Consider the following 13584-nt stretch of genomic DNA (forward strand, 5'->3'; position numbering starts at 1 on the left):
ATTCCTTAGCGATGCCCGTAAACGCGGGGTTGCGTGTAGTGGTCGATTAACGGCACGGTGATATTTGCCAGTAATACCGCAAAGGCGATGCCATCGGGATAACCACCATAAGCTCGAATTAACCACACCAACAGGCCAATTAAGGCACCAAAAATTAAACGACCTTTGGGTGTCGTTGAGGCGGTAACCGGGTCAGTGGCGATAAAGAATGCACCGAGCATCGTTGCGCCTGAGAACAGGCCAATCATCGGTGGTGCATAAGCGTCCGGTGCCAACAGCCAAGCTAATCCGCCGCAGAAGGTCAGCATCACCAGCATGCTGACAGGAATATGCCAACTGATTATTTTACGCCACATCAGGAATACACCGCCGAGCAGGAAACCGGCGTTGATCCATTGCCAGCCGAGTCCTGCCAACACGCCGGAAAAGAGCGGCTGGTTCAAGACTTGTGCGGCGGTATGACCAGAACGCAGCCCCGTTTTAAAGCCATCCAACGGCGTGGCCTGCGTAATGCCATCAACGTTCATTTGTAGCTGATAAGGTGTCAAATCATGGCTGCTGTGACCGCTAAAAATAGTCAATAGCGTATCGCCAAAGCTTAGATGATGAACTTGCAGCACATCTGGGGGCAACCAGGTGGTCATTTGTATCGGGAAAGAGATCAGTAACACCACATAGCCGACCATTGCCGGGTTAAACGGGTTTTGTCCTAATCCGCCGTACAGCTGCTTGGCAATGATAATGGCAAATATAGTGCCGATCACAATCATCCACCAGGGCGCTAGCGGGGGCAGACTTAAACCGAGTAACACCGCGGTAAGCAGAGCGCTATTATCGCCAAGGCGTTTTTTAACCGGTAATTTACGCAGTTGTAATATTGCGCCTTCGGCTAATAAAGCGATGAAAACCGACAACGCAATTTGCACTAAAGTGCCATAACCAAAAAACCACACCTGAGCGAACAAGCCTGGCAAGCAGGCTAATGACACCAGCAGCATGATAGTGCTGGTGCTCTGACGGTTATGGGTAAAAGGGGAACTCGCGATTCTAAAGGCCATTTATTCCTCGGTCGACTGGGTCTGAGCGGCTTTACGGGCCTTTACTCGTGCGATCGCGGCAGCCACGGCGGCTTTACGCGGATCAATCTCTTCTTGCTGTGCAGGTAATACGCTATCAACGGATGGCGTATTATCAGCATCAATGTTTTCTGCCGCTGCCTTTTTAGCGTTGGCACGCGCTATCGCCGCCGCAACAGCAGCCTTACGTTTATCATCAACGCTGAGTTCTGCTGCTGGTTTAGGTGACGTTGTCACTTTTTGCCGATCGTCCTCAACGGGACTGATTGCGGCAGCTTGTGCGGTTTTCTTGGCTTTTACTCGGGCCAAAGCGGCTGCTACGGCGGCTTTGCGTGGGTCTTCTTCGGCATTGGATATTGGCGCAGCCGCTGGCTCAGTGGTTACCGCAGCTTCTTGTTGTGCCATCGCTTTCTTAGCTTTAGCACGAGCAATGGCGGCGGCAACTGCAGCTTTGCGTGGATCTTCTGCTTCACCAGACACGACTGATTCAGGCAACGGCTCAGACGCAACAGGGATCTCTTCTTGTGCGGCTGCTTTTTTTGCTTTGGCGCGGGCGATGGCGGCGGCTAATGCTGCCTGACGTGGGTCAAGTTCAGCAGTATTCTCGGTGGCCTGAACATCAACCGGCGCGGTGTTTATTGGCGTAACTGGCGCTGGTGCATCATCCTGCTCGTCAGTATCACTGCTGGCGTTCTCAAGTTTAACCGCCGCTTTTTTATGTTTCTCTTCACGAGCCAGTTTATCGCGCTCAAGGCGCAACTGCTTGGCTTCAAAGCGGGCTTTGGCTTCTGTCGCACGTGCGGCTTCGAGATCCAATGCGCGGATTTCAGCTTTCTCGCGGCGATAGTATTGCACCAACGGAATGTTACTTGGGCAGACATAGGCGCAAATCCCACATTCAATGCAATCGAACAAATTGTGATTGCGAGCTTTTTCGTGTTCTTCGCCACGGCTGAACCAATAAAGCTGCTGCGGTAATAATGCTGCCGGGCAGGCATCAGCGCACAGGCTGCAACGAATACAGGCTTCCTCTGGCTCAGGTTCACCTATTTCACTCGATGAAGGGGCAATCAGGCAGTTACTGATTTTGACGATCGGGACATCCAGTGATGGTAGCGTAAAGCCCATTAATGGCCCGCCCATAATCACCATTTTTTTGGCATCCTGCGGTTCGAATCCGCCTTCGGCCATCAATGTCGCCACCGGAGTACCCAGGCGAGCCCACACGTTGCCGGGACGTTGCATCGCTTCACCGGTTAAGGTGACGACGCGCTCAATCAGCGGCTCACCGTCAATAATGGCGCGCTTGATGGCATAGGCTGTACCGACATTTTGCATTAACACGCCAATGTCTGACGAGCGGCCGCCTTTAGGCACTTGTTGGCCGGTTAAAATTTGGGTCAACTGCTTAGCACCGCCGGATGGGTATTTGGTCGGGACTACGCGCAGTTCAATACGCAATGCGTGAGTCGCTTCGGCTTTAATGGCAGCTCTAAACGCGGCAATCGCTTCAGGCTTATTATCTTCAATACCGATTAATACGCGTTCTGGCTTGAGGATATGGCAAAGAATACGTGTGCCAATCAGAATATCCGCGGCGTGCTCCTGCATCAGCCGGTCATCGGCGGTGATATAAGGCTCACATTCCGCAGCGTTAAGGATCAGCGTGCGGGTGGAGGTTAATCCACTTTGCAATTTGCTGGCGGTTGGGAAGCCTGCGCCGCCCAATCCTGCAATGCCGGCCTGATGAATCAGGCGATTGAGCGCAGCGGCATCTAATTGCTGATAATCGGCTATCGGTTGTCTTTCATTCCAGCGGTCGTCACCATCAGCATCTACTACCACGCAAAGTTCTTTTAAGCCAGAAGGGTGCGCGGTGATATGCGGCTCAATGGCCGTGATGGTGCCAGAGGTTGGGGCATGTACTGGCACCGTCCGGCCACGACCGACGGTCAGCGGCTGACCTTTTAATACCCGGTCGCCGACTTTCACGCATAGTTCACCTTCAGGGCCAAGGTGCTGCTGTAAAGGCACAACAAAACGTGCTGGCAGAGGGGCAACGCGCAGTGGAACCTGGCTTGATTGCGTTTTCATTTCGGGCGGATGAATACCGCCGTCAAAATCCCAGATTTTGTCTTTTTTAAACGAACCAAAGAGAGTAAACATGTTATTCAGCATGGACGACCTGAATCGGAATAGTTTTCATATCCCACTTCCAGTTAGCAGTGGTGGTTTTAATCGGCTTCATCTCAATACAATCGGTGGGGCAAGGGGCGACGCACAGGTCGCAACCGGTACAGAGATCGGTAATCACGGTATGTACGGCGCGGGTTGCGCCAACGATGGCGTCAACCGGGCAAGCCTGAATACATTTGGTGCAGCCAATGCAGTTACTTTCATCAATGTAAGCGACTTTTTTTACCGGCTCAGCAACGGCCATATCGCCATCTAGCGGCTGTGGGTCGACGTTAAGCAAGGTGGCCAGTTTTAGCATGACGCCTTCGCCGCCAGGGACGCATTTATTGATGTTGTCGCCGTTGGCTACCGCTTCGGCATAAGGCTTACAGCCGGGGTAACCGCATTGCGCACATTGGCTTTGTGGTAACAGCGAATCGATTTGATCGACCACCGGATTGCCTTCTACGGCAAAACGGCGCGAGGCATAGCCGAGCAATAGGCCAAACATGAGTGCCAGTAAGGTTAACGCGGCAATAGCAACCCATAATTCAAACATTAGACTTTCACCAGCCCGGTAAAGCCCATAAAGGCCAGAGACATCAAACCGGCAGTAACCAGCGCAATCGACGAGCCACGGAAGGGCGCAGGCACATCAGCGACGACCAGACGTTCACGAATGGCGGCAAACAGCACCATCACCAATGAGAAGCCGAGTGAGGCAGCAAAGCCATACAGTGCCGACTGCATAAAGTTGTGGGCTTCGTTGATATTGAGTAACGCCACGCCAAGCACCGCACAGTTGGTGGTGATCAGCGGCAGGAAGATACCGAGCAAGCGGTAAAGTGACGGGCTGGTTTTACGCACCACCATTTCGGTGAATTGCACGACGACGGCGATCACCAAAATAAATGCCATGGTACGTAGATACACTAAACCCAATGGCATCAACACAAAGGTGTTAATTATCCACGAGCAGATATTCGACAACGTAATAACGAAGGTTGTCGCCAGGCCCATGCCAATGGCTGATTCCAGTTTTTTGGATACGCCCATAAACGGGCAAAGTCCTAAAAACTTAACCAGTACGAAGTTGTTGACCAGAACAGTGCCGACAAACAATAAAAGGTATGAAGTCATAATAGTGCCTGAAAATAAAAAACCCAACCATTATCAATTAAAATCAATGAGTTAATCAATGGTTTATTGCATTGATTTCAATGATTTTATTGATAAATTTACTCGGTAAATGTCCCTTTCACGCGACGAGAACGCTTAAAGTACGGCACTAATAATGCCGCTGCCAGTAAAGGCATTAATAAATTGCGTGTTGCCATATCGTCGTTAATCGGCGAAAAGGCAAAAGATTTAACCGCTAATAGCACGGTACAGAGCAGCCAAATAATAAACAGCTTGGGTAAGGCACGAGCACGTTTACAAAATTGCCATATCACCACGGCAGTGAACAATCCCATCGCCAGTGTAGTCACAACAGAGAAGAACCATTGCATGGTGAAGGCTTGTGAATTGGTCAACAGATAGGTGCGCGATTCAGGCACAAAAAATGCCATCGAATAAAGCGCCAGCATCAAAAGTACGCTAAGAAAGGTAACAAACAGATAAGCCAATGGGGCCAATAGCCAGCCGCCAATGCGCTGATAGCTTGGGTCGTTAACAAGCGAGTTGTGAGACATAATTAGCCTTTATTCGTATGCAGGGAATGCTCGTCAGTATTGCCATCACCAGTCTAGATCTAATGAAGGTTAATGAGATCAATGACCTTATTTGAGGCATAGTGACTTTATTTAGGCGCGATGACCTTTTTTCAACACAACAGTTTACCTTGCTGTAGAGCTCGACTCTATCGAATTTATGCGATGTCTTGTGAAGGAAAATGTCTGCAAAATGAATATTGTTTTACATAGTGGTTGTGGCAGGGTTTCTGCTTGTGTCAAATTACAGCGTTTTTGTAAAAAATAGTCGGTTGCTCGTTCAGTGATGAGTAAACCGATAGTGAAATTGATTAAATTATCTATCAGCGCCACAGAGTGACGTTCACACTCAGGGTTTGGTATTTGCAGGGTACGTATTGATTAAGGGAAGTCGGTTTTATGTCTTGGTTGCAGCGTTTACGTATTGATAAGTTTTTACTGGTGTTGATTTCTGTGGTGATCATCGCTTCGTTCTTCCCTTGTGAGGGGATTTACAAAGTGCTGTTTGAGCATTTGACTACTATCGCGATTGCACTGTTGTTCTTTATGCATGGGGCAAAATTATCTCGCGAGAATATTCTGGCGGGTATTGGCCATTGGCGTCTCCATCTGGTGGTGTTCCTTAGTACTTTTGCTTTATTCCCGTTGTTGGGATTGGGAATGCAATGGTTGGTGCCAGGCGTGCTAACTCCAACGCTATATCTTGGATTCCTCTACCTTTGTGCATTGCCTGCGACGGTACAATCGGCGATTGCCTATACCTCGGTAGCCGGTGGTAATATTGCCGCCGCAATTTGTAGCGCATCGGCATCGAGTATTCTCGGGGTATTCCTCTCGCCAATTCTGGTGGGATTGCTGATGCACACTCAGGGCGGATCTAGCGATACGTTGCATGCGATCGGCAAAATCCTGCTGCAACTGATGGTGCCTTTCGTCGTAGGACATCTTTGTCGCCCACTGATTGCGGCCTGGGTTACTCGTCATAAAAAGATTGTTAATATTACTGACCGGTCATCTATTTTGCTGGTGGTTTATGTTGCATTCAGCGAAGCGGTCGTTGAGGGGATTTGGCATCAAATTGATGGCTGGTCGCTGTTGGCTATTCTGGGCTGCACCATTGTGCTGCTGGCCATTGTTATCCTGATCAATACCTATGTGGCGCGCTGGCTGGGCTTTAATACCCAGGATGAGATCACCATTGTGTTCTGCGGTTCGAAGAAAAGCCTGGCGAACGGTATTCCAATGGCGAACGTACTCTTCCCAGCGGCAGCTGTTGGCGCGATGGTATTGCCATTGATGATCTTCCATCAGGTACAGCTCATGGTTTGTGCGGTATTGGCGCAGCGTTACGCTAAAAAAGTTGCTAAAGAGCAGGCTGCTTTAGGGACGTCAGGTGCGAAACCAGAAGCGAAATAAGCGGGCTACATGATAGAAAAAGGGCGCAACCTTCAAAGATTGCGCCCTTTTTTATTGTGACTTCCTCCCTAAATCATGGGAGAGACTTATTAACGTGCGGCAACTTTATCGCGCAGCGCTTGTTTCTCTGCAGTAGACAAGAAGGCCATTGTCAGACCATTTTGCTGTGCCTGACGGATCTCTGCGGGTGTCAGACCGGCAGCCGGCGCGGCAACGCGGTACTCATGTTCAATCTCAATGCCTTGAACCGCTGGATCATCGGTATTGATTGACGCCAGCACGCCGTGGCGCAAGAAGGTACTCAGCGGATGTTTATCCAGTGATGCGATAGTACTGGTCTGGATATTCGAGGTCAGGCAGGATTCGATACCAATCTGGTGTTTCGCCAAATAATCCATCAACGCCGGATCTTGTGCGGCTTTCACACCGTGGCCGATACGCTCAGCGCCGAGTTCGCGAATCGCCTGCCAGATACTTTCCGGGCCAGCAGCTTCGCCAGCGTGCACAGTAATGTGCCAGCCAGCATCACGACCCTTGTTGAAGTGATCGAGGAACAAACCGCCTGGGAAGCCGAGTTCGTCACCGGCCAAATCCAATGCAGTAATTCCTTGTTTATGTGCCAGCAGGCCTTCTAACTCTTGGCGGCAAGCGTCAGCACCGAAAGTACGGCTGAGAATACCAATCAGGCGAACATCGATATCGTGATCCTGACAGCCGCGGCGCACGCCATCGATCACCGCTTCAACCACGCCTGCCACCGGAAGTTTGTGGTTCATCGCCATATAGTAAGGAGAGAAACGCAGCTCGGCGTAGTGCAAACCCGCGCGTGCCGCATCTTCAACGTTTTCTTGCGCCACTCGACGGCAGGCATCGAGCGAGCCTAGCACCGCTACACCCCAGTCCAGTTTTTGCAAGAAACTGACTAAATCTGGCGCAGTTTCCATTACTTGTACGTGCGGACGCAGAGCTTCAAGCTCATCAGCAGGCAGGGCTAAATTAAACTGGCGGCCTAAATCGAGAATGGTTTGCGCGCGAATGTTACCGTCGAGGTGGCGATGAATATCAGTCAGGGGAATGTGGGAATCGATCATGGTGAGCACCTATATTATTTATAATTTATAAAGTGCACAGCATTATAACCATATCTGATGTAACTAACACCTGCTTGCTGGCTAACTGCTGATATATCCTGCTAATCGGGCAGTGATGCCCGATAGAAATACGTTAATCTGCGTGACGGATTATCGCGTTTGCATTGCCTGAATACCGGCAATCAGTTTATCGACGCCGCTTTCCAATTTGCTGCGCGGGCAGCCAACATTCAGGCGTAAGAAACCTTTGCCTTCATCGCCGTAGGTGGTACCAGGCATGATGGCAACTTTTTGCTGGTTAATCAGCTCTTGCTGTAACTCGTCATCGTCGATCGCCAATGGACGTAAATCAATCCACGCCAGATAGGTCGATTGGGGCGGTTGCCAGTTTAGCTGTGGGAAAGCATGGTTAAGTCGTTCTGCCACATAATGCAGATTAGCCTGTAAGTATTCTCTCAGGGCATCTAGCCATGATTCGCCCTGCCGATACGCGGTGATATGGGCTAACACCGACAGCACCGCCGGAGAGGACAGGCCATCACACTGTTTTAACTGGTGCAAATAAGCATCACGGCTGGCGGGGGACGATATTAGGCCATAAGCGCCGGTGAGCGCCGGGATATTAAAGCTTTTGGATGCCGATGTGATCAATGCCCACTCGCAGGTGGCAACCTCACTCCATGGCGTATGTTGACTGTCACCCCACAGCATATCCATGTGAATTTCATCGCTAATCACCTTGACCTGATGACGTTGGCACAAGGCGGCAATTTGCTGTAGTTCTGCTTTGCTCCACACTTTACCCGTTGGATTGTGCGGGCTGCACAGCAGCAGTAACTGGCAATGCGGGGAAGCCAATTGCGACTCCAGCAAATCAACATCCATTATCCAGTGGTTATCTGTTTTGCTAAGTGGGCAGGCGATAAGCTGACGGTCGTTGCCAGCGACGGTTTTGTAGAAAGCATCATAAGCGGGCGTGAAGGTGACAATATGCGAGCCGGGTTGTGTCCATTGACGTAACAGCTGCGCCACGATGTAAATCACCGACGGGCCGTAAACCACCATTTGCCGGTCGATAGTGCTGGCAAAGCGCTGTTGATACCAATGCTCGATGGCGCTGAGGAAATCCTCATGCTGCCAGCGGCTATAGCCAAATACGCCATGGCCGATACGTTGTTGCATCGCATCGAGAATGCACGGCGCGGTGGCGAAATCCATATCCGAGATAGTGAAAGGCAGGAGATCGTCTTGTCCAAAACGGTCGGCAATATAATCCCACTGCGTACACCATGTACCGTGTCGGTCGACCGGGGTAGAGAAATCAAACATAAGGCCTCACTCAATAGTGGCCCGCAGGCCACTTTTGAATAGATTAAATAATCAGACGGATGAGGGAGCACCCGCAGCAGATGACGACGTTACTGCTTGTCGTAGCAAACTATCTAACTCATCTTTCACTGACTGTACCTGCGGGCCGATCACCACTTGCAAGTTGTGCTCGTTAAGATGTACGACACCAATTGCCCGGTTGGCTTTCAGCGTTGCGTCATCAACCAACGACATATCATGCACAGAAAGACGCAGGCGGGTAATACAGTTATCCAGAGTAATAATATTGGCTGCGCCGCCCAGTGCGTTAAGAATGACCGGCACGTTATAACCGGACTTACTGCCGCTTGGTGCTGGAGCCGCGTTAGGTGTCGTTTCTGATTCCCGCCCTGGCGTTTTGATATTGAAGTGCTGGATAGCGAAACGGAAAATCAGGTAGTAACCGACAAACCAAATAGCGGCAACAACCGGTACTAAATACCACTTGGTCGCGGTGCCGTGCAGGATACCAAATACCACGAAGTCAATCAGGTTGCCGTCGGTGTTACCGATAGTCACACCCAATACCGACATGATGGTAAAGCCTAACCCAGTCAAGATAGCGTGCAGCAGGTACAGCGCAGGTGCGACAAACAGGAACAGGAATTCGATAGGTTCGGTCGTACCGCCGATGACACAGGCGACAACGCCAGAAATTAACAGGCCTTTAATTTTATGACGGTTTTCTGGTTTAGCGCAGTGATACATAGCCAGCGCCGCACCTGGTAAGCCGCCGAGGAATGAAGGCATTTTACCTTGCGATAGGAACTGCGTCGCGCTTTCAGAGAAGCCATGGGTAGTCGGGCAAGATAGCTGCGCCTGGAAAATAGTTAACGCGCCGCTGACTTCACGGCCACAGACATCAAGCGTACCGCCAGCTTCGGTGAAGCGAATAATCGCCACCAAGATATGTTGCAAGCCAAAAGGCAGTAACAGACGTTCACCGGTACCGAAGATCCACGGGCCGAAAATCCCGGCATCATGAATAAGTAATCCCAAGCCGTTAATACCGGCGGCGAACCACGGCCAAATTAACGGTACGACTAATCCACATAATCCTAAAACAACTGACGTAATAATCGGGACAAAGCGTGTACCGCCGAAGAAAGCCAGCGCGTCGGGCAGGCGGATAGTATTGAAACGCTCATGCAGCAGATAAACAATAATACCGACGATCACCGCACCCAGAATACCGGAGTCAATGGACTCAATACCGAGAATGTTCTGGATATTATTGGCTTTCAGCACCAATGGGTCATTGGTTGGCAGGATGCCTTTGGTGGTGAGATAAAAGTTCGTCGCCAGGTTGAGCACCACAAAGCCGACAAAGCCAGAAAACGCCGCCACACCTTTATTTTCACGTGCCATGCCAAGAGGAATGGCCATCGCGAACATCACAGGGAGATAGCTAAAGCCGAACGATCCGACTTTACTCATCCAGGTAAAGATCAACTGGAAAATCGGGTGGCCGAGCGAAGGTAAGAGCGTGATAACATCGCGGCTGCTTAACGAACTGCCGATGCCAAGCATAATGCCGCAAAAGGACAGCAGGGCAACCGGGAGCATAAAGGTTTTACCTAGGCTTTGGAAAAACTCCCAAAGCGATATGCGTTGTTTTTGATTTGTCGGCATGATGATTTCCCCTGTACCCATCGCCCTTCAAGATCTCGAAGTCGCTTAGGTATATATTGTTGTGGTTGACCTTTACGAGGTCATGTTGGGTCTGTGTGGTGTTTTAGTCGGCATAAGATAAAACGTTTTACCTTATTATTTCGTGTCAAAAGTCACATAATTTATGGATGTTTTACCACCGCAATCATTTTTTAGGTAAAACGTTTAACTTATGGATGTTGATGAGAGTTTTTTCAGATGTGGTCATCCCATGCTTAGCCAATTGAGTGGTCAATATGAGCAGTAAGAAAATCACTATCACCGATGTTGCCCTGCAAGCGGGTGTGTCAGTTGCCACTGTGTCATTGGTATTAAGCGGTAAAGGGCGGATATCGGCGGCGACGGCGTTACGCGTCAACCAAACCATCGATGAGCTAGGGTTTGTGCGCAACCGGCAGGCCAGCGCACTGCGAGGGGGAGAGTCAGGCGTCGTTGGCCTGATTGTGCGCGATATCTGTGAACCTTTTTATGCGCAGATGACGGCCGGGTTAAGTGAAATCCTCGAGGCCGCGGGTAAAGTGCTGTTCTTATTGCAGAGCGGCCCGTCAGGTAAGGGATTACAGCGCTGCTTTGATACGCTACTCACTCATGGTGTAGATGGTATTGTGATTGCCGATGGCGTACACAGCCTGAGTGGTCTGCAAAAACAGGCGCAAGAACAACAGGTTCCTTTAATTTGTGCCGCTCGTTCTGGTGGCGCTGATGGACTGGACGTGGTGCGTGCGGATAATGTGCTCACTGCCAAAATGGCCACCGAATATCTGATCAATCGTGGGCACAAACAAATTGCTTATCTCGGTGGATTAAGTGATTCCCTGACGCGAGCAGAACGTTTAGGCGGTTTTTGCGCCACGCTGCTGCAATATGGTCTGCCTTTTCGCAGCGAGTGGATTATCGAGTGCGATTACCAACACAAAATTGCTGCCGATGCTGCGGAAGCGTTGCTGCGGCGCTATCCTAAGATTAGCGCGATTGTTTGCCATAAAGCGTCGGTGGCGATGGGCGCTTATTTTGGGGTGTTACGCACAGGCAATCAGGTCGGAAGCGGGGCAGTAAACCACTTTTTCGAGCGACAAGTTGCGTTGATTGGTCTTGAAGACTCGCCAGAGGCGGAATTAACCGAACCACGTTTAACCACCATTGCCAGCTCAGCACGGGATATTGGACACGCGACTGCCAAGCGACTGTTAATGCGGATAGCTGGACAGGTATTTGATGTGCAGAACATTATTGTACCGCCAGTGTTAATTGAGCGGGAATCGGCCTGAGAGCCGTCTCAGTTACGTCTTAAGGTTCGTTGCCTAAACGAGCAGGCAAGAAAAAACCAGCCCTAAAGGCTGGTTTTGCGTTTGTGTACCCTAATACCAGCTGAGCTGGTGGCATTATTGCGCGCTAGGTGCTTCAACTTGTGGTGCTGGTGCGCTCTGATCCGCGGCACCCGGTCCACCGAAGATACCAAACAACCCGACGAAATCTTGCAGGGTCATTTTCTGCCCGTTAAGGTTAATCTGGTTATCTGCGTAGTGCAGCTCGCTGCTGATCGCATCATCTTTCAGCGTGGTTAATTTGAACATTTCTCCCATAGCCGCCAACCCTTGAACCTGCTGTTTTGCTAACGCACCAGCTTGTTCTGCATCGTAACCTTGCAGTCTTCCTGCCTGAGTGGTTAATTCAGTGGCCATGGCGACAGGAATCGTTAATTTCGCATCAACCTTACTTAGCAGGTTAGAAACCAGTTGAGCTTCGTCTGTCGCTTGTGGTGAAGCGGTAGGATCTTTAAAGCCTACCTGCAGAGTAAAGGTGCTTTCACCCTTATCATTTTTCCAGCTCAATGGATCAACACTAATACTTGGGTTGCCTTTAAGCAGAATAGGCAAGTTATTCAACAGCAGCGCGCTTGCTTGTTGTTGATAGACTTGTGGGTCAAGCTCATCAGACTGTTGCAGCAATTGCATGGCTTGCTGATTATAGGTATCAGTAAATTGTTTCAGCGCCTGGCCATCAAGCTTATCGATTTTGACATTCAGTTTGCCGGCACCGAAATCCATTCCCTGAATTTTCAGTGAGTCCATGGTGTAGTTCAGTACACCATTAACATTATTGCCATCTTCGTCAAATTTACTGTTTAAGGCAAAACCTGCCAGCGTGGCGGTGTCTTTACCATCGATATTAACGGCTGCGTTTTTAACGGCCAGGCTTTGGCTGCCGATACCACCTAGGTTGAATTTCCCACCGTTAGTATTGCTCTTAATGGTGATACCGCTAAGTACAACCTTCTCTAATTGTCCCCACTGATTTGGTGAGGTAAAAGCGACACTGTCGCTGTTGGCATCAACGTCGACTTTTTTGACATCTTTGCCTAAATCGATATCCAATTTAGCGCCGCTAAATTCCAGCTTGCTGTTGTTCTTTTGGTAATCCACGGGCAACAAAGTAATCGCTGATGCAGTATCACCACTGTAAGAAACACGGGTGTCTGCGGTAATAAAGGATTTACCCTTAGTGGCATCAAACAATTCTTTGACCGGCGGAGTATTTTCCAATTCTGAATGTATTGAAGCCATGCTTGGGATCAGCGTGAGCTTTTTCAGTTGAGAGGTTGGGAAAGGGCCGTGATCGATGGTTTCCAGGAACACAATTTTTTCGCCCGCTTTAAGTTCGGCAGCATTGCCTGCACCTGCGGCTTGTTGCAGTACCAAACGTACTGAGCTGCTGAAAATACCGCGTTGGTAGTCTTCATAGCTCAAGCTCACGCCTGACTTAGGATATGATTGTTTAATATTTGCGTTAGCATCATTAACGATTTCGCTCATGTGGCTTTCAAGCTGCTTACCTGTATACCACGATACGCCTGTCCAGGCCGCGCCAAGTACTACGATGACGCTTACAGCGACTAACGATTTTTTCATAGTTCTGTTCATCCTTTCAATTCAATACACCAGAGAAATCAGGGTTAAAATGGTAATAAAATACCCGCAGGCGGTTTTATTGTGGTGGAACGAGGTGCCATTTTGCAACCCTTTAAAAAGATAAGGGCCCGATGCTGATGCATTGGGCCCCGAATGTTCACGACAA

At 49.9% G+C, this 13584-nt stretch carries 11 protein-coding genes; 2 read left to right on the top strand and 9 right to left on the bottom strand.

Annotated features, from left to right (window positions below; translation table 11 throughout):
• Window positions 1–5: 5 nt before the first annotated feature.
• The 5 genes from rsxD to ACL9RG_RS11475 form a co-directional block, all read right to left on the bottom strand.
• Complete coding sequence (gene rsxD, locus ACL9RG_RS11455; protein WP_422792740.1) at window positions 6–1058, bottom strand: electron transport complex subunit RsxD; 1053 nt, start codon at window positions 1056–1058, stop codon at window positions 6–8.
• On the bottom strand, window positions 1059–3242 hold the full coding sequence (rsxC, locus tag ACL9RG_RS11460) for an electron transport complex subunit RsxC (protein ID WP_422792741.1): 2184 nt from the start codon (window positions 3240–3242) through the stop codon (window positions 1059–1061). It lies immediately after the preceding gene.
• Between the two features lies 1 nt (window position 3243).
• Window positions 3244–3810, bottom strand: coding sequence for an electron transport complex subunit RsxB (rsxB, locus tag ACL9RG_RS11465; RefSeq protein ID WP_422792742.1), 567 nt, complete (start codon window positions 3808–3810; stop codon window positions 3244–3246).
• Entirely contained in the window at window positions 3810–4391 is a 582-nt protein-coding gene (gene rsxA / locus ACL9RG_RS11470) for an electron transport complex subunit RsxA (RefSeq protein WP_422792743.1), read from the bottom strand. Before rsxA ends, rsxB begins: the two co-directional genes overlap by 1 nt.
• A 98-nt stretch (window positions 4392–4489) precedes the next feature.
• Complete coding sequence (locus ACL9RG_RS11475) at window positions 4490–4945, bottom strand: DUF2569 domain-containing protein (RefSeq protein WP_422792744.1); 456 nt, start codon at window positions 4943–4945, stop codon at window positions 4490–4492.
• A gap of 417 nt (window positions 4946–5362) precedes the next feature.
• On the opposite strand from ACL9RG_RS11475, the gene ACL9RG_RS11480 reads away from it, so the two are divergent.
• Window positions 5363–6379, top strand: coding sequence for a bile acid:sodium symporter family protein (locus ACL9RG_RS11480; RefSeq protein WP_422792745.1), 1017 nt, complete (start codon window positions 5363–5365; stop codon window positions 6377–6379).
• Between the two features lie 89 nt (window positions 6380–6468).
• Here ACL9RG_RS11480 and add read toward each other — a convergent pair whose 3' ends face one another.
• The 3 genes from add to malX form a co-directional block, all read right to left on the bottom strand.
• Complete coding sequence (add, locus tag ACL9RG_RS11485; protein WP_422792746.1) at window positions 6469–7470, bottom strand: adenosine deaminase; 1002 nt, start codon at window positions 7468–7470, stop codon at window positions 6469–6471.
• A 150-nt stretch (window positions 7471–7620) separates the two neighbouring features.
• Entirely contained in the window at window positions 7621–8799 is a 1179-nt protein-coding gene (locus ACL9RG_RS11490) for a MalY/PatB family protein (RefSeq protein ID WP_422792748.1), read from the bottom strand.
• Between the two features lie 51 nt (window positions 8800–8850).
• Window positions 8851–10470: a maltose/glucose-specific PTS transporter subunit IIBC gene (gene malX, locus ACL9RG_RS11495; protein ID WP_422792749.1), complete on the bottom strand. Its 1620-nt coding sequence runs from the start codon at window positions 10468–10470 to the stop codon at window positions 8851–8853.
• Window positions 10471–10745: 275 nt separating this feature from the next.
• Between malX and malI the strand changes: the two genes are divergently transcribed.
• Entirely contained in the window at window positions 10746–11777 is a 1032-nt protein-coding gene (gene malI / locus ACL9RG_RS11500; RefSeq protein WP_422792750.1) for a Mal regulon transcriptional regulator MalI, read from the top strand.
• 114 nt (window positions 11778–11891) lie between these two features.
• Here the strand turns inward: malI and ACL9RG_RS11505 are convergent, their stop codons facing one another.
• Window positions 11892–13418 carry a YdgA family protein gene (locus ACL9RG_RS11505; RefSeq protein ID WP_422792751.1) on the bottom strand — a complete coding sequence of 509 codons (1527 nt, stop codon included), beginning with the start codon at window positions 13416–13418 and terminating at the stop codon, window positions 11892–11894.
• Window positions 13419–13584: the final 166 nt, after the last annotated feature.

It is taken from the genome of Rouxiella sp. Mn2063 (assembly GCF_049319665.1).
Taxonomy (GTDB): domain Bacteria; phylum Pseudomonadota; class Gammaproteobacteria; order Enterobacterales; family Enterobacteriaceae; genus JBMOUD01.